The organism is Loktanella sp. 3ANDIMAR09 (assembly GCF_001420005.1).
GTDB lineage: Bacteria > Pseudomonadota > Alphaproteobacteria > Rhodobacterales > Rhodobacteraceae > Loktanella.
The window spans coordinates 93,657-108,928 of the sequence record NZ_LJAK01000004.1 but is presented as its reverse complement, the minus strand read 5'-3'; the positions used below and the strand labels follow the sequence as shown (position 1 = coordinate 108,928).

Genomic DNA, 15,272 nt, shown 5'->3' with positions numbered 1-15,272 from the left:
CGTCGGACACACAACCATGAATACGACGTATCTTTTCGTGCCCGCGAACCGGCCCGAGCGCTTTGAAAAGGCGCTTGGGTCCGGGGCGGATCGCGTGATCCTTGATCTGGAGGACGCGGTGCGCGCGAAGGATAAGCCCGCCGCGCGGGATGCCATCGCAACTGCCGAACTGGACTGGACGCGGGTGGTCGTTCGGATCAACGATGCCACCGCGCCGGGGTTCGAGGCTGATCTGGCGTGGCTGCCGCGGTGCCGTGCCACGGCGATCATGGTCCCGAAAGCACAGAGCACCGGTACCCTATCAGCCGTGCGGGCGGCGGCAGGTCGGCAGGTGGAGCTGATCCCCCAGATCGAAACCGCGCTGGGCCTGCACCGGGCGGCGGAGCTGCTTGCGCGGGACGACACGCCCCGCGCCGCTTTTGGCCATCTCGACTTCGCGCTGGATATCGGTGCCGCGCCGGACCGCGATGCCTTGGCGTATGCGCGCGGCCAGTTGGTCATGCAGTCACGGCTGGCCGGTGCCGAGCCGCCGATCGACAGCGTGACCGTCAAGCTCGACGATACGACCGCGCTGGAGGACGATACACGCTACGCCAAGCGGCTGGGCTTTGCCGGCAAGCTGTTGATCCATCCCAAGCAGGTCGAGCCCGTCGCCCGAATCTTTGCCCCGAGCGAAGACGAGGTGACGTGGGCACGCCGAGTGATCGAGGCGATAGAGGCCAGCGGATCGGGCGCCGTCGCGCTGGATGGCAAGATGATCGACAATCCGGTGGAAGACGCCGCCCGACGGATCCTGTCTCGGGCGGCGGGGTAGGGGCCTCAGGCGCTCTTGCGCCAGGCATTCGGGCCGATCTCGTGGATGGAGTTGCCTTTGGTGTCCACGGCCAGCGTCACGGGCATATCCTTCACCCGCAGCTTGTAGATAGCCTCCATGCCGAGGTCTTCGTAGGCCACGGGCTGCGCCTCCTTGATGGCCTTCGACACCAGGAACGCCGCGCCGCCGACCGCGATCATGTAGACCGCGCCGTGTTTTGCGATGGCGCGCAATCCCTCGGGGCCACGTTCGGCCTTGCCGATCATGACCTTGAGACCGGTCTCTCCCAGCACACGGTCGGTGAACTTGTCCATCCGGGTCGACGTGGTCGGACCAGCGGGGCCGATCACCTCGTCGCCCACGGGATCGACGGGGCCCACGTAATAGATGGCGCGCCCGCGCAGATCGACCGGCAGATCCTCGCCCCGGTCCAGCGTTTCGACCATGCGCTTATGGGCGGCGTCGCGGCCGGTATAGAGTGTGCCGGACACCAGAAGCGTGTCGCCCGGTTCCAGAGAGGCCAACGTGGCGTCGTCCAGCGCGTCAAGGTCGATGCGGCGGGCATCGGCGGCGGCGGCCTCCAGCGTCACCTCGGGCCAGAGCGAGAGGTCAGGCGGATCGAATGTCGCCGCGCCGCTTCCATCCAGCGTGAAGTGGACGTGGCGCGTGGCGACGCAATTGGGGATCAGCGCCACGGGTAGGGAGGCCGCGTGGGTGGGATAGTGGTTCACCTTGACGTCCAGCACCGTGGTCAGCCCGCCCAAGCCTTGCGCGCCGATGCCCAGATCGTTGACGCGGCGGTAGATCTCGCATCGTAGCTCTTCGACCGGATTCGATGGGCCGCGCGCCAGCAGATCGGCCATGTCCACCGGATCGTTGAGCGACATCTTGGCCATGGCCATCGCCTTGTCCACCGAACCGCCGACGCCGATCCCCAGCATGCCCGGCGGGCACCAGCCCGCGCCAAGGGTCTGGACCGTCTCAATCACCCAATCCGCGACAGAGGCCGAGGGGTTCAGCACCGCGAACCTGGTCTTGTTCTCGGACCCGCCGCCCTTGGCCGAGACGGTGATGTCCAGCTTGTCGCCCGACACCATCTCGACATGCAGCATGGCTGGGGTGTTGTCGCCAGTGTTTTTGCGCATCCCGAAGGGGTCGCGCACGACCGAAGCCCGCAGGGGGTTCGTATCCAGCATGTAGGCGCGGCGCACCGCGTCATCCACGATGTCCTGCAGGGGGCGTTTCCAGTCCGTAGCGGCCTGAACGCCCAGCTTCACGAAGACGTTCGCCACCCCGGTATCCTGGCAGATGGGCCGCTTTCCCAGCGCGCACATGCGCGAGTTGGTCAGGATCTGGGCAATGGCGTTCCTGGCGCCGGGCGCTTCCTCGCGCTCGTAGGCGTCCGCCATGGCGGTGATGAAATCCGTCGGATGATAGCAGGCCACGAACTGGAGCGCGTCGGCGATGCTGTCAATGACGTGGGCTTCGGTGATGGGCGGCATGGGAGGTCCTCAGATACGGCGGATAACGTCGGTGACACTGCCGTCACGGTATTCACAGATCGCCACGATGTCATCGCTTTCGGACCGGATCGGCGCGCGGTCGGACTGATTGCGGGCGCGGGCCTGCAGATCGGTGATAGGAACCGGGGCGAGACCCGCGTGGGTCAGCCGCTCGTGCAGGTCGGGCCGGGTGGGGTTCACGGCGATGCCCTGATCGGTGACCAGCACGTCGATTGTGGCCCCCGGCGTGGTCAGGGTGCCCACCCGCTCGACGATCTTTGGAAAGCCCGCTGCCGTCAGCTTGGTGGTGACGATGGCGAGCTTCGCGCCCGCTGCCGTATCGGCGTGCCCGCCCGATCCACCCGCGATCGTACCATCGGCCAGGGTGGTGACGTTGACGTTGAAGTCCAAGTCGATCTCGGTCGCGCCGAGAACCACCGCATCCAGGCGATCCACGACAGACCCGCGCTGGTACGGGTTCGCGTACATTGAGGCCGAGATCCCCTGATGCCGCCTGTCGCGGGCAAAGGACTCCACTGCCGCCAGATCGAAGCACTGCACATTCAGAAGCGCGCGGAAGAGGCCCGCTTCCAGCATGTCGACGTGGAAGCCGGTGATGCCGCCGCTGGCGAAGCTGCCGGTAACGCCGCGTTCCGTCATCCGCTCTCCAAGGGCCTTCGCCGTTGCCAGCGATGCACCCCCTGCGCCGTTCTGCAGGCTGAAGCCGTCCACCAGAAGGCCGCTGGCGTCGATGACGGCGGTGGCCAGCCGGGCGATTTCCAGGTCGGCCGGTTTGGTGCTGGGGCGGGTGGTGCCCGACAGGATGCCGTCCTGATCGCCCAGCGTCGGCACAAGCGCGACCTGATCCACGCGGTCGTGACCGATCTGGATGCCGGGCACCGGAAACTCTGTCAGCGTATCGGTCACGGCGATGACCTGGGCCGCGTGTCGGGCGTCACACTGCGGGTAGCCAAGGACGCCGCAGGCGCGCGGGCCATGGGTGCCCGAGATATTGCCCAGCGGGTCGGCAGCGGGGGCGGCGATGAAGGCGGCGTCGATCTTCAGCGTGCCATCTGCGATCGCGCGGGCACGGCCACCGTGGGTGCGCAGGATCACCGGTGTCTTCAACACACCGCGTGAGACGGCCTGCGCGACGGGACCGGACAGGAAATTCGTGCTCATCCCCCCGATGACGCCGCTTTCCATATGGGCGACAAGTGGCGCGTGGACCGGAAAGATCGAGGACGCGGCCACATGCAAATCGCGCAGACCCGCCCGCGCGCAGGCGTCGATCACGGCGACCATCACCGCATCGCCGTTGCGCAGGTGATGATGGAACGAAAGCGTGGCCCCGTCGCGCAGTCCAAGCTTGGCAAGGGTCGTATCAAGATCGGGGCTGACCTTGCCAGACCCATGCCGCGCGGTCTTGCTTACGTGTGCAAGCGACGTGCGCGAGAACGGGCCTTGATCGAGAATCCATTGCGGGATGCGCTGCGTCTGGTTCATCGGAGTCCTCTTCGGCTGTCACCGTTATCTACACATGCAGGGCTGGCGCAGTGAAAGACGGATAAGCTGCAAACGCCATACGATAATCGTCTAGCCAAGCGGTCGGATGGCCTCATCAGGGTCAATCCTCTGGGACTGAGGCGCGGGTCATAGCCGAAATCTATAGCCCCAAGCTTGCTTTCGTCTTTCCTGTGACGGCGCTTTTCAAAGCAGTCTTGCATGGACAAGGGGGCATCTGTGCCCCGAGCGCACCGCCCTGCCGGTCGGTGCGGGACCACCAACGGGAGAGAGACATGACCCTGACAAAGACGCTTGCCGCAGCCCTTCTGGCCACCGCCGCCTTGCCCGCCTTCGCACAGGACGGACCCGTCCGCCTGCTGGTGCTGGACGACATGACCGGTATCTATTCCGGCAACGGCGGGCCGAACACCCTGCGCGCCGTCGAGATGGCCGTCGAGGATTTCGGCGGAGAGGTTCTGGGCCGCCCGATCGAGGTGATCTCTGCCGATCACCAGAACAAGCCCGACGTGGGATCGGCGCTGGCGCAACAGCTGATTGATGAACAGGGCGTCGTCGCGATGACCCTCGGCGGCTCCTCTGCCGTGGGTCTGGCCGCGCAGGCGCGGGCCGGGGAGAGCGGTGTGGTAACGCTGGCGACGGGCGGCTACGCGCCCAACTTCTCGGGCGATCAATGCACGCCCTACAGCTTTCACTGGGCGCCCACGACCCGCGAGCTGGCCCGAGGTGTGGCCGGTGCGGTGGTCGAGCAGGGCGGCGATAGCTGGTACATGATCACGCCCGATTACGTCTTCGGCCACGCCCTTGCCGCCGACGCCACCGCCGCCATCGAGGAAGCGGGCGGAAGCGTGGTGGGCGAGACGGTGCATCCGCTGAACACCAACGACATGGCCTCGGCGCTGCTGTCGGCGCAAGGCTCGGGCGCGAAGATCTTCGGGCTGGCGAACGCGGGCACGGATCTGGAGACGACGATCAAGCAGGCCGGGAACTTCGGCCTGTCGGACCACCTTGCCGCGATGCTGGTCTTCGCCAACAATGTCCAGGCGCTGGGCCTTGAGCAGGCGCAGAACATCCGCATGGCAACGTCCTTCTACTGGGATCTGAACGATCAGACCCGCGACTTCGGCAACCGCATCATGGAGATGAATGGCGGGCAGGTGCCCACCATGGGCCATGCGGGCGCCTATTCCGGGGTCATGCATTTTCTGAATGCCGTGGCAGAGGCAGGCACGACGGATGCAGAGGCGGTCACCGCCAAGATGAAGGAAATGCCGCTGAGCGACGGGTTTTACCAGAACGCCTCGATCCAGGAGAACGGACGCGTGGTCTACGACATGCTGCTGGCAGAGGTGAACACGCCCGATGAAAGCGAGGGTCCGGCGGACATCTACGAGATCGTGGCGACCATTCCGGGCGACAGCCTGTTCCTGTCGGCGGCCGACAGTGGCTGCCCGCTGACCGCCGCCGCGACAAACTAGGCGCGCTCCTCCCCACTTCGGGGGCCTTGGATGGCCCCCGGGCCTTCCATTTGATCCGATCGGGAGAGACCCCATGAAACTGATGAAATCCACCACCTCGCCGTTCGCACGCCTGGCGCACATGGCCCTTATCGAAGCGCAGGCCGATTTCGAGATCGAACTTCTGAACCCTTGGGCCGACCCGGAGCAGCTGGTCGAACTGAACCCCGCCAAGCGGGTGCCGTGCCTGCAACTGGACGACGGCACCATCCTGACCGAGGCGATGGTGATTGCCATGTATGCTGCCGACATCGCGCCCGAGGGCTCGCACCTGAAATCGAAAAGTCCGCAGGATTATGAGATATGCGGCCTCGCCTTCGGCGTGATCGAAGCCGCCGTCTACATAATGACCGGGCGGAAGCTGTTTTCGGATGATCTGGCCGTGACCGAGTTCGACGAAACCCACCCCGTGGCCGAGCGGCGGCGTGAGACCATGAAGGTCAGCCTTGGTCGTTTGGACGGCATGGTGGACCGGCTGTCCGAGGACCGTCTTGGTCTGGCCGAATTGCTCGTCGTGGATGCCGTGCAATACATGGATTTCCGCTTTCCCGATAACCCGTGGCGTCCTGCAATCCCGAACCTTGACGCGTGGATCGAGCGTGTTGGACGGCACAAGTCCGTCAGCGAGACGATCCCGTCATGAGCCAGCACGACCGCACCCTGCCGCGGGCTGCGACGTCCGAGGTGGCGCTGTCGGCGCGCGGCCTGACCAAGACCTTCGGTGCGTTCACCGCTATCGACGATGTGACCTTCGAGGTAGCGCGCGGCACGATCCACGGGTTGATCGGGCCAAACGGCGCGGGCAAGTCCACATTGTTCGGCCTGCTGACCAAGTTCCTGACGCCGACGGCGGGCAAGATCCATCTGGGCGGGGAAGACATCACCCGCGCCAAACCCGAAGAGGTCGTGCGGCGGGGCATGGTCCGGTCGTTCCAGATCTCGGCGGTCTTCCCGCATCTGACCCTGCGCGAGAACATCCGCGTGGCTTTGCAGCGCAAACACGGGATGGACGTGCAGTTTTGGCAACCAACGCGCCGCCTGTCCGTCCTGGATGACCGGGTGGACGCGCTGCTCGATCAGGTGAACCTTCTGGATCTAGGGGATCAGCGCGCATCCGATGTGTCTTATGGGCGCAAACGCTCGTTGGAGCTGGCGACGACGTTGGCACTGGACCCGCAGGTGATGCTGCTGGACGAGCCAATGGCGGGCATGGCCAGCGCCGACATCGGCGCCATCGCCGAGCTGATCCGCCGGGCCGCACAGGATCGCACGGTTCTGATGGTCGAGCACAACCTCGATGTGGTGGACGACCTATGTGACCGGGTCACGGTCCTCGCCCGCGGTGCGGTACTGGCAGAGGGGTCGTTCGAAGAGATCCGCGCCAATCAGGAAGTGCGCGAAAGCTACATGGGGGCAGGGCATGAGTGATCTTCTGGAGATCCGCGACCTGCACGGCTGGTACGACGAAAGCCATGTGCTGCACGGCCTTTCCCTGTCTGTCCGGCCGGGAGAGACGGTGGCCCTGATCGGGCGCAACGGGGCAGGCAAGACCACCACGCTGCGCGCCATCATGAACCTTCTGTCCCGGCGCGAGGGGATGATCCGTCTGGACGGGGCCGACCTGATGAACGTGCCGCGCCACCGCGTTGCCTATCATGGGCTCGGCTACATCCCAGAGGAACGCGGGATCTTCCATTCGCTGTCTGTCACCGAAAACCTCCGCCTGCTGCCGCAGATCGGCACGGACGGCATGACGGAAGCGGACATCTACCGCTTCTTTCCGAACCTGAAGGAGCGGGGGCGGGCCGGGGGCGGCACCCTGTCAGGTGGGGAGCAGCAGATGCTGGCACTCGCGCGGGTCCTGCGCACCGGGCCGAAACTTCTGCTGCTGGACGAGCCGACAGAGGGCCTCGCCCCCGTCATCGTCCAATCCATAGCCGACATGCTGCGCAAACTGAAAGAGCAGGGGATGACGATGCTGCTGGTCGAGCAGAACTTCCATTTCGCCAAATCGCTCGCCGACCGGTTTTTCCTGATCGAGAACGGCCGCATCGCCGGCAGCTTCGCGCGGGACGAATTCGACGCCCACGCCAGCCAGATCACCGAAGTCGTAGGGGTATAGACATGGCAGACATCTTCGGAATTCCGCTGCCGGTTCTGGCGGGCCAACTTCTGATCGGCCTTTTCAACGGGGCGTTCTACGCGCTGCTGTCGCTGGGGCTTGCGATCATCTTCGGGCTGCTGCGGATCATCAACTTCGCCCATGGCGCGCTGTACATGATGGGGGCCTTCGCGGCGTTCCTCTTGGGCGAATGGTTCGGCCTGCCGTTCTGGATTCTGCTGGTCGCAGCACCCCTGATCGTGGCGATCTTCGCCGCCGCCATCGAGCGTGGGCTTCTTACGCATCTGCAAGGTCTCGATCCGCTATACGGCCTTCTGCTGACCTTCGGCATCGCGCTGATCGTGGAGGGTCTGGCGCAGTATCAATTCGGGGTCGCGGGGCAGAACTTCAGCCCGCCATCCGCCCTGTCGGGCGCGTCGAACCTTGGATTCATGATCATGCCCCACTACCGCGCCTTCGTGATCGTGGTGTCGCTGATCGTCTGCCTTGCCACTTGGGCCCTGATCGAGCGGACCAAGCTGGGAGCCTTGCTGCGGGCCGCCACCGAAAATCGCCCGCTGGTCGAGGCCTTCGGCGTCAACGTGCCTTTGCTGCTGACGGCGACCTACGCCTTCGGGGCCTTCCTGGCCGCTTTCGCGGGCGTCATGGCCGCACCCGTGTTTCAAGTCAGCCCGCTGATGGGGTCGAACATCGTGATCGTGGTCTTCGCCGTCGTCGTCATCGGCGGGATGGGCTCGATCGGCGGGGCGATCCTGACGGGATTTCTGCTGGGCCTGATCGAGGGGCTGACCAAGGTGATCTATCCCGAGGCGTCCAACATCGTGGTCTTCGTGATCATGGCGATTGTTCTCTTCTTCCGTCCGAGCGGCCTGTTCGGCAAAACCGCGTGAGGCTGACATGAGCGTATCCGACACCTCTACCGACTTCGCCGCGAAAGAGCGCGCGGGCCTGCCCAGGAAGGGCATCGCCGTGGTTGCCGCGATCCTCGCCGCGCTGATCGTGGCCCCCTTCATGGCGTATCCGGTTTTCGTGATGAAGCTGCTGTGCTTCGCGCTCTTCGCGTCCGCCTTCAACATGCTGCTGGGCTACACCGGCCTGCTGTCCTTCGGCCACGCGACCTTCTTCGGCGGGGCCGCCTATGCCACTGCCCATGCGGTTAAGGTCTGGGATTTTGAGCCGCTGACGGGCATCCTGTTCGGCACCCTGTGCGCGGCGGGCCTTGGACTGGCCATGGGTGTGGTCGCGATCCGGCGGCAGGGTATCTACTTTGCGATGACGACGCTGGCGCTGGCGCAGATGGTCTATTTCCTGTTCCTGCGGGCGGGTTTCACAAATGCAGAAGACGGGATCCAGAACGTGCCGCGCGGTCGGCTGCTCGGCCTGATCGACCTGAGTGACCCGATGGCCATGTACGCGCTGGTCTGCGGGGTGTTTCTGGTCGGTATGGCGGTGATCTGGCGCATCGTGCATTCGCCCTTCGGTCAGGTCCTGCGCGCGATCCGCGAGAATGAGCCGCGCGCCGTGTCACTGGGCTACCGGGTCAATCGCTACAAGCTGGCGGCCTTCGTAATGTCGGCGACGCTGACAGGTCTGGCCGGGGCAACCAAGGCGCTGGTCTTCCAGATCGCGACGCTGACGGACGTGGACTGGCATATGTCCGGAGAGGTTATCCTGATGACATTGCTGGGCGGCGTGGGAACGATGCTTGGCCCTGTGGTCGGAGCCGGCTTGATCGTCGCAATCCAGAATGTCTTCGCCACGACCGGCTTTCCGCTGTCCGTTATCCTGGGCATTATCTTCGTGCTCTGCATCATGCTCTTCAGAAAGGGGATCATCGGAACACTTCACGATCAGTGGCGGCGCTACGGGAGAAAATGAAACGAACGCGGGATGTTTCAGGCGATTGTGTCCTGTCCGCAAGGACACCTGAGCTAGAGGCAGGGCTCATAGGCAATGCACGGGCACCGATGCGATCGCTGATCTGTCCCGAGGTCACAAGGAGGTCCAGCGGACGTCATTGGCTGTCGCAGATGGCGCGCAACTTGGTGTTCATGCCGCCTTTGGTCCGGCCGATCAGGCGTCCACGTCCCCCATTCGACGCCCAGACCGGTCGCTGTGCGATGTGCCTTTAGGTACGTGGCGTAGATCATCATAGTCTCCTTTTCGCCGTGATAGGCGGCCAGACCTGCCGTTTTCCGAGCAAAGATCCCTTTGTCGCTCCACCGCCTCCAACGGTTGTACAGCGTCTTGTGAGGCCCATATTTCGTAGGCGCGTCCTACCACCGTGAACCATTACGATTGACGAAGACAATTCTACTCAACCCACGCCAATCGTCGACGCGGGGTTTGCCTTGTGAGTCGGGAAAGAGGGGCTTCAGACGCGCCATCTGCGCATCGGTAGGCCAGAATACACCAGACATGTTCACCGCTGGTTTTTCGAACCGTGAATTACCCAGCCAAGCGGAAATGATTGTGTCCTGACCCCAGGCGCGCGGGTCGGTAACCACCGGAACCTGCTCGTCACACGAAAACTGGCGGGGCCGCGCTTCTTGAAGAGAAGATCGTCCGATGAGGCGGCGACCAAGCCGTCCCACACGCCGTCGAACGCCTGTCGCTGCACGGGGCAGGGTAGCGAACCATGAGCCGTGTGCGTATGGTGCGCAGTAACGGTCCGTTCTAAATACAAGCGGCCCCAAGGAGATCTTTTGATGCTATTGAACGCAGCCACCGAGGCAGCGCGGTTGTCTATTGCCCCTATGATGGATTGGACCGACAGGCATTGTCGGTATTTTCACCGGCTGATGTCGCGGCAGGCGTTGCTTTATACCGAAATGGTGACGGCACCTGCCGTGGTGTTGGGCGACACCGACAGGCTCTTGCAGTTCAATGCACAGGAACATCCCGTGGCCGTGCAGCTGGGTGGGTCAGAGCCTGCGCTCTTGGCAGAGGCGACCCGCATCGCGACCGCAGCAGGTTATGACGAGGTCAACCTGAATTGCGGTTGCCCGTCGGACCGAGTGCAGTCAGGGCGTTTCGGGGCCATCCTGATGACAGAACCCGATCTGGTCGCGGCCTGTGTTGCCGCGATGCAAGAGGCAACGCATCTTCCGGTCACCGTGAAATGCCGGATCGGCGTGGACGATCAGGACCCCGCGCAGGTGCTGCCCGATTTTCTGGAACGGGTCGCGGGGGCGGGTGTGACGCGGTTCACGATCCATGCGCGCAAGGCGTGGTTGCAAGGTCTCAGCCCCAAGGAAAACCGCGATATACCGCCCTTGGATTACGACCTCGTGCTTGCGATGCGGGACCGCTTTCCCGACCTGCATCTCAGCGTGAACGGCGGGATAGACAGCCTTGATCTTGCAGAGGATTTTCTGGCCAGGGGATTGGATGGCGTGATGGTCGGGCGGGCGGCCTATCACGACCCCAGTGCGATCCTGCTGGACGCCGACCGCCGTATTTTTGGCACAGATCACGCCATCACGGCGCATGAGGCGGTCATGCAGATGGTCCCTTATGTCGATGCGCATATCGCGCAGGGTGGCCGCCTGCACCAGATCACCCGGCACATGCTGGGGCTGTTTCAGGGCCGGCCGGGCGCGCGGATGTGGCGGCGTCACCTGTCGGAAAATGCATCGCGCGACGGCGCGTCATCGCAAACGATGCTGGACGCGCTCGCCTTCGTGACGCAGGTTGCCGCTGAATAGGGGGAACCGGTCATGGATGTTGTGTTGCTGTTGCAGATGGGGGCGCTGTTGCTGGTCATCGGCGCCTTTGGTGGGCTTCTGGCCGGTTTGCTGGGCGTCGGTGGTGGCATCGTGTTGGTGCCTGCGTTCTACTACGCCTTTGTCGGGCTGGGGTTCGACGGACCGGAGGTGATGCGCCTGTGCCTTGGCACGTCGTTGGCGACGATCATCGTGACCTCGATCCGGTCGGTCATGTCGCACAACAAGAAGGGTGCCGTTGACTGGGATATCCTGAAAACATGGGCGCCGGGCATCGTGATCGGTGCAATCCTTGGCACCTTGCTGGTGGCACAGCTGCGCACCAGCGCGCTTCAGGCGATTTTCGGCGTTCTGGCCGTGATTGTCGGCCTTTACATGGCGACGGGGCGCAATCACTGGCGGCTGGGCGATGCGATGCCAAAGGGTGTGCTGCGCGCGATCCTGTCACCGGTGCTGGGCTTTTTGTCGGTGCTGATGGGGATTGGCGGCGGGTCGTTCGGCGTGCCGGTCATGTCGCTGTTCGGGGTGCCGATCCACCGGGCCGTGGCGACGGCCGCAGGGTTTGGGGTCATCATCGCAGTGCCTGCGGTGGTGGGATTTCTGCTGACGCCGATGCAGGACGCGCCACCCTTTACCATCGGGTCCGTCAATGCGGTGGCGTTTCTGCTGGTCATCGCCATGACACTGATCACCGCCCCGATGGGGGCGGCGCTGGCCCACCGGATCGACGCAAAACCGCTCAAGCGGGGGTTTGGCGTGTTCCTGATCCTCGTGGCGCTGAACATGCTGCGCAAGGTGCTGTTCTAGACGGCACCTGCGCGATAGTCGGCCAGAGTCTTGCCCGGTTCGTCGACGAACAGACCGGGCAACAGGCGCAGCCCCGTCATTTGATCCAGTCGCAGGTCATCGAACCTGCGACCGGTTTCGTTCCACGCCGTCAACGTCCAGAGCCTGCCCCAATAGTCCAGACGCAGCGGCCGCAACGTCGCGGTCTGATCGCCTATTGTCACCTGCACGCGCTGGCGGGCCCGCACCGCCTGCCGCAGCGCCGCCAGGTGCTGAAACCCGCGTGCGGCATCGGCAAACGGATAGATCGCCAGTGCGTGATGCGCGGGATCGCCCGATTCCTCTGGCAAGAGCGCGTCCAGTTTTGCCGACAGACCCTGTGCAGCGCGTGACAGTTCCGCATCCTGGCCCTGTGCCACGACCGCAAGACCGATCGTCAGCGCCTCGACCTCGTCCATGGTCAGGTTCAGCGCGGGCAGCGTGACCGCTGCCGTGATCCTGTAGCCCACGCCGCGTTCGCCCGAGACCGGCACGCCGGAGGCGGCCAGCGTGTCCATGTCGCGATAGATCGTGCGGACGTGCACGCCTGTGGCCTGCGCCAGCGCCTCGGCCCGATGAAGCCCGCCACGGCGCAGCAATTGCACGATCCGCATCAGCCTGTCGGCACGTTTCACAGGCGATCCTCCCTCCTGACAGGTTTCTGTCGCAAGTTATGAAAAGTCCAGCAAAAAAAGGCGGATTGCCCGCCTGCAATTCCGTGAAAGCCCTTTCAAACGGGGGCACCGCGTTTTATGTCTGTGGGGTCATGATCGCCGCGGAAAGCCATCCGCCGCGCGCAAAGGGGAATTTGAAATGTTGAACAACATCGGCCTTCCGGGCCTTCTGCTGATCGCTGTCGTCGTGCTGGTCCTGTTCGGGCGCGGCAAGATTTCGTCGCTGATGGGCGAGGTCGGCAAGGGCATCACCGCGTTCAAACGCGGCGTCGACGACGGCAAGAAAGAACTGGACGACAGCTTTGGCGATGCGCGCGACGTCACACCTGACGCAAGCGTCGACAAAGCCGACAAAGACAAAGTCTAAGCCACAGATAGGGGGCGCTGCCCATGTTCGGCCTTGGCGCGAGCGAAATGATCCTTTTGGGGATCGTGGCCCTGATCGTGATCGGGCCAAAGGACCTGCCTAACATGTTCCGTACGCTGGGACAGTTTACCGGCAAGGCGCGGGCCATGGCGTCCGAATTCAGCCGCGCGATGGAGGCTGCGGCCGACGATGCGGGGGTCAAGGATATCTCCAAGTCGATCAAGGCGGCGGCTAATCCGCAGGCCTTTGGGCTGGACAAGGCCCGCGAGGCCGCCGGTCTGAAGGACAAGCCCGCATCTGCCACGGCCAAGCTGTCTGCCGAACGGCAGGCGGCCAAGGACAAGATCAGTGCCGCCGCGGCACAGGCGGCCGAGGACCGTCAGGCGCGCGAGGCCGCGCAGGCTGAAATGGACGCGGACAACGCTGATTTCATGTCAGCCGAGGCGACCGATAGTCCGGCCACGCCCCCCAAACCCAAGGATGAGGCCAAGGCATGAGCGCTGCCGACGAACTCAACGACAGCGCCGCCCCGCTGATCGAGCATCTGACCGAATTGCGTGACCGGCTGATCCGGTCGCTGGTTGCGTTCATCATCGGGATGATCATCTGCTTCACCGTCTGGAACCCGATCTTTGATTTCCTGACACGTCCGCTGTGCCGCGCGCTTGAATTGGACGGGCAGGACTGCGGTCTGATCTTTATCGCCCTCGAAGAAGGCTTCTTTGTCGCGATCCAGATTTCATTGCTGGGCGGTCTGGTGCTGGCGTTCCCGGTCATCAGCTACCAGTTGTGGCGGTTCGTGGCACCGGGGCTGTACAAGACCGAAAAGGGCGCGTTCCTTCCATTTCTGGTGGCCTCGCCATTCATGTTTTTCCTCGGCGCGTCGTTCGCCTATTTCGTCATCACGCCGCTGGCGTTCGATTTCTTTCTCGGGTTTCAGCAGGGCAACACACTGACCGACGGACCAGAGGGGGCGACGACGCAGGCGGCGGGTCTGCTGTTTCAGGGCTCGGCCAAGGCCTATCTGAACCTGACGATCAAATTCATCGTGGCCTTTGGCCTGTGTTTTCAGCTGCCCGTCCTGCTGACCCTGATGGGCAAGGCCGGTCTGGTCAGCGCGGTGGGTCTGCGCAACACGCGCAAATATGCCGTGGTCGGCATCCTGCTGGTGGCGGCGCTGGCGACCCCGCCGGATGTCGTCAGTCAGGTGATCCTGTTTGTCGTGGTTTACGGTCTTTATGAGGTGTCGATCCAGCTTGTCGCGCGTGTCGAACGGCAGCGTCTGGCCAAGCTGCGCGCCGAAGGCGTCGTCGGCGAAAACGAGGATCTGGACGGAAACCCCATCGATGATGACGCGAAATGAGTGATGCAGCCCTCGAACGGATCGCAGCCGCCCTGGAACGGCTGCGTCCGGGCCCTGCGGTCGCCCCGGATTTCAGCGCGGCGAACGCATTTGTCTGGCAGGCCGATCCCGACCGGCTGGTGCCCGTTGACCGCGTGTCCCGTGTCGATGTGGATCTGCTGGTCGGGATCGACAGGTCGCGTGATACGCTGCTGGAAAACACACGCCGCTTTGCCGAAGGCTTGCCTGCGAACAACGCACTGCTGTGGGGCGCGCGCGGGATGGGAAAATCCAGTCTGGTCAAGGCGGTGCATGGCAAACTGAATGCCAGCCATCCGCAGCTGAAGATCATCGAGATCCAGCGCGAGGACTTGCCGTCGATCAGCCGCTGCCTGCACCTGCTGCGCGGCGCGGAGGCGCAGTTCATCCTGTTTTGCGATGACCTGTCGTTCAGCCACGATGATGCACATTACAAATCGCTCAAGGCTGTGCTGGACGGTGGGATCGAAGGACGGCCTGACAATGTCGTGCTCTATGCCACATCGAACCGGCGGCACCTGATGCCGCGCGAGATGATCGAAAACGAACGCGCCACGGCGATCACACCGGGCGAAGCGGTCGAGGAAAAGGTATCACTGTCGGACCGTTTCGGCCTGTGGCTGGGGTTCCACGCCTGCGATCAGGATCAGTTCCTGACCATGATCCGGGGCTATTGCGAGTCCTACGGTATCGCCATTGATGACGCCACACTGCGCGCCGAAGCCATCGAATGGCAGGCCACCCGTGGGAGCAGGTCAGGTCGCGTGGCCTGGCAGTATTTTACGGATTTGGCAGGGCGACGCGGCGTGGCGATCCATTAG

16 protein-coding genes and 1 pseudogene are annotated in these 15,272 nt (G+C 63.9%); 13 read left to right on the top strand and 4 right to left on the bottom strand.

The genetic code is table 11. The features are described 5' to 3' along the window. Positions 1 to 16: 16 nt before the first annotated feature. Positions 17 to 814, top strand: a complete 798-nt coding sequence (locus AN189_RS07795) for a CoA ester lyase (protein ID WP_056033671.1) — start codon at positions 17 to 19, stop codon at positions 812 to 814. 5 nt (positions 815 to 819) lie between these two features. Here AN189_RS07795 and AN189_RS07790 read toward each other — a convergent pair whose 3' ends face one another. Together AN189_RS07790 and citF are read right to left on the bottom strand one after the other, a co-directional pair. Next, complete coding sequence (locus AN189_RS07790) at positions 820 to 2,316, bottom strand: fumarate hydratase (RefSeq protein ID WP_056033668.1); 1,497 nt, start codon at positions 2,314 to 2,316, stop codon at positions 820 to 822. A gap of 9 nt (positions 2,317 to 2,325) precedes the next feature. Next, positions 2,326 to 3,822 carry a citrate lyase subunit alpha gene (gene citF / locus AN189_RS07785; RefSeq protein WP_056033664.1) on the bottom strand — a complete coding sequence of 499 codons (1,497 nt, stop codon included), beginning with the start codon at positions 3,820 to 3,822 and terminating at the stop codon, positions 2,326 to 2,328. 293 nt (positions 3,823 to 4,115) lie between these two features. Here citF and AN189_RS07780 point away from each other — a divergent pair, with 293 nt between their 5' ends. From AN189_RS07780 to AN189_RS07755, 6 genes are all read left to right on the top strand, one after another. Next, positions 4,116 to 5,318: an ABC transporter substrate-binding protein gene (locus AN189_RS07780; RefSeq protein ID WP_056033662.1), complete on the top strand. Its 1,203-nt coding sequence runs from the start codon at positions 4,116 to 4,118 to the stop codon at positions 5,316 to 5,318. A 73-nt stretch (positions 5,319 to 5,391) separates the two neighbouring features. After that, a complete protein-coding gene (locus tag AN189_RS07775) occupies positions 5,392 to 6,000 on the top strand; it encodes a glutathione S-transferase family protein (protein WP_056033660.1) in 609 nt (202 codons plus the stop codon). Continuing rightward, positions 5,997 to 6,785, top strand: coding sequence for an ABC transporter ATP-binding protein (locus tag AN189_RS07770; protein WP_056033658.1), 789 nt, complete (start codon positions 5,997 to 5,999; stop codon positions 6,783 to 6,785). The genes AN189_RS07775 and AN189_RS07770 overlap by 4 nt, the downstream gene beginning before the upstream one ends. Beyond that, complete coding sequence (locus AN189_RS07765) at positions 6,778 to 7,479, top strand: ABC transporter ATP-binding protein (RefSeq protein WP_056033655.1); 702 nt, start codon at positions 6,778 to 6,780, stop codon at positions 7,477 to 7,479. The genes AN189_RS07770 and AN189_RS07765 overlap by 8 nt, the downstream gene beginning before the upstream one ends. A 2-nt stretch (positions 7,480 to 7,481) precedes the next feature. Further along, positions 7,482 to 8,369, top strand: coding sequence for a branched-chain amino acid ABC transporter permease (locus tag AN189_RS07760; RefSeq protein WP_056033652.1), 888 nt, complete (start codon positions 7,482 to 7,484; stop codon positions 8,367 to 8,369). Between the two features lie 121 nt (positions 8,370 to 8,490). Further along, positions 8,491 to 9,357: a branched-chain amino acid ABC transporter permease gene (locus tag AN189_RS07755; RefSeq protein WP_253279585.1), complete on the top strand. Its 867-nt coding sequence runs from the start codon at positions 8,491 to 8,493 to the stop codon at positions 9,355 to 9,357. A 73-nt stretch (positions 9,358 to 9,430) separates the two neighbouring features. On the opposite strand, the pseudogene AN189_RS18750 reads toward AN189_RS07755, so the two are convergent. Next, positions 9,431 to 9,899, bottom strand: a pseudogene (locus tag AN189_RS18750) (IS5 family transposase); the annotation flags it as partial. Between the two features lie 288 nt (positions 9,900 to 10,187). On the opposite strand from AN189_RS18750, the gene dusA reads away from it, so the two are divergent. Then, positions 10,188 to 11,186 carry a tRNA dihydrouridine(20/20a) synthase DusA gene (gene dusA, locus AN189_RS07750; protein WP_056033646.1) on the top strand — a complete coding sequence of 333 codons (999 nt, stop codon included), beginning with the start codon at positions 10,188 to 10,190 and terminating at the stop codon, positions 11,184 to 11,186. A gap of 12 nt (positions 11,187 to 11,198) precedes the next feature. After that, positions 11,199 to 12,011 carry a sulfite exporter TauE/SafE family protein gene (locus tag AN189_RS07745; protein WP_056033643.1) on the top strand — a complete coding sequence of 271 codons (813 nt, stop codon included), beginning with the start codon at positions 11,199 to 11,201 and terminating at the stop codon, positions 12,009 to 12,011. On the opposite strand, the gene AN189_RS07740 is transcribed toward AN189_RS07745, so the two are convergent. After that, positions 12,008 to 12,664 (bottom strand): YafY family protein, encoded by a 657-nt coding sequence (locus AN189_RS07740; protein WP_056033640.1) that lies wholly within the window; start codon positions 12,662 to 12,664, stop codon positions 12,008 to 12,010. The two genes, AN189_RS07745 and AN189_RS07740, sit on opposite strands and share 4 nt — an antisense overlap. A 178-nt stretch (positions 12,665 to 12,842) precedes the next feature. Between AN189_RS07740 and AN189_RS07735 the strand changes: the two genes are divergently transcribed. The 4 genes from AN189_RS07735 to AN189_RS07720 are packed head-to-tail and all read left to right on the top strand — an operon-like array spanning position 12,843 to position 15,272. Beyond that, a complete protein-coding gene (locus AN189_RS07735; protein WP_056033637.1) occupies positions 12,843 to 13,070 on the top strand; it encodes a twin-arginine translocase TatA/TatE family subunit in 228 nt (75 codons plus the stop codon). Between the two features lie 23 nt (positions 13,071 to 13,093). Further along, complete coding sequence (tatB, locus tag AN189_RS07730; protein ID WP_056033635.1) at positions 13,094 to 13,567, top strand: Sec-independent protein translocase protein TatB; 474 nt, start codon at positions 13,094 to 13,096, stop codon at positions 13,565 to 13,567. Next, on the top strand, positions 13,564 to 14,433 hold the full coding sequence (tatC, locus tag AN189_RS07725; protein ID WP_056033632.1) for a twin-arginine translocase subunit TatC: 870 nt from the start codon (positions 13,564 to 13,566) through the stop codon (positions 14,431 to 14,433). The genes tatB and tatC overlap by 4 nt, the downstream gene beginning before the upstream one ends. After that, positions 14,430 to 15,272, top strand: coding sequence for an ATP-binding protein (locus tag AN189_RS07720; protein WP_056033629.1), 843 nt, complete (start codon positions 14,430 to 14,432; stop codon positions 15,270 to 15,272). Before tatC ends, AN189_RS07720 begins: the two co-directional genes overlap by 4 nt.

Bases quoted from the DNA above. Each gene is read 5' to 3' on its own strand.
- AN189_RS07745 (WP_056033643.1), top strand. From the start codon at position 11,199: ATGGATGTTGTGTTGCTGTTGCAGATGGGGGCGCTGTTGCTGGTCATC.
- AN189_RS07795 (WP_056033671.1), top strand. From the start codon at position 17: ATGAATACGACGTATCTTTTCGTGCCCGCGAACCGGCCCGAGCGCTTT.
- AN189_RS07775 (WP_056033660.1), top strand. From the start codon at position 5,392: ATGAAACTGATGAAATCCACCACCTCGCCGTTCGCACGCCTGGCGCAC.
- AN189_RS07720 (WP_056033629.1), top strand. From the start codon at position 14,430: ATGAGTGATGCAGCCCTCGAACGGATCGCAGCCGCCCTGGAACGGCTG.
- AN189_RS07770 (WP_056033658.1), top strand. From the start codon at position 5,997: ATGAGCCAGCACGACCGCACCCTGCCGCGGGCTGCGACGTCCGAGGTG.
- AN189_RS07760 (WP_056033652.1), top strand. From the start codon at position 7,482: ATGGCAGACATCTTCGGAATTCCGCTGCCGGTTCTGGCGGGCCAACTT.
- tatC (WP_056033632.1), top strand. From the start codon at position 13,564: ATGAGCGCTGCCGACGAACTCAACGACAGCGCCGCCCCGCTGATCGAG.
- AN189_RS07780 (WP_056033662.1), top strand. From the start codon at position 4,116: ATGACCCTGACAAAGACGCTTGCCGCAGCCCTTCTGGCCACCGCCGCC.
- AN189_RS07790 (WP_056033668.1), bottom strand. From the start codon at position 2,316: ATGCCGCCCATCACCGAAGCCCACGTCATTGACAGCATCGCCGACGCG.
- dusA (WP_056033646.1), top strand. From the start codon at position 10,188: ATGCTATTGAACGCAGCCACCGAGGCAGCGCGGTTGTCTATTGCCCCT.
- citF (WP_056033664.1), bottom strand. From the start codon at position 3,822: ATGAACCAGACGCAGCGCATCCCGCAATGGATTCTCGATCAAGGCCCG.
- AN189_RS07765 (WP_056033655.1), top strand. From the start codon at position 6,778: ATGAGTGATCTTCTGGAGATCCGCGACCTGCACGGCTGGTACGACGAA.
- tatB (WP_056033635.1), top strand. From the start codon at position 13,094: ATGTTCGGCCTTGGCGCGAGCGAAATGATCCTTTTGGGGATCGTGGCC.
- AN189_RS07735 (WP_056033637.1), top strand. From the start codon at position 12,843: ATGTTGAACAACATCGGCCTTCCGGGCCTTCTGCTGATCGCTGTCGTC.
- AN189_RS07755 (WP_253279585.1), top strand. From the start codon at position 8,491: ATGGCGTATCCGGTTTTCGTGATGAAGCTGCTGTGCTTCGCGCTCTTC.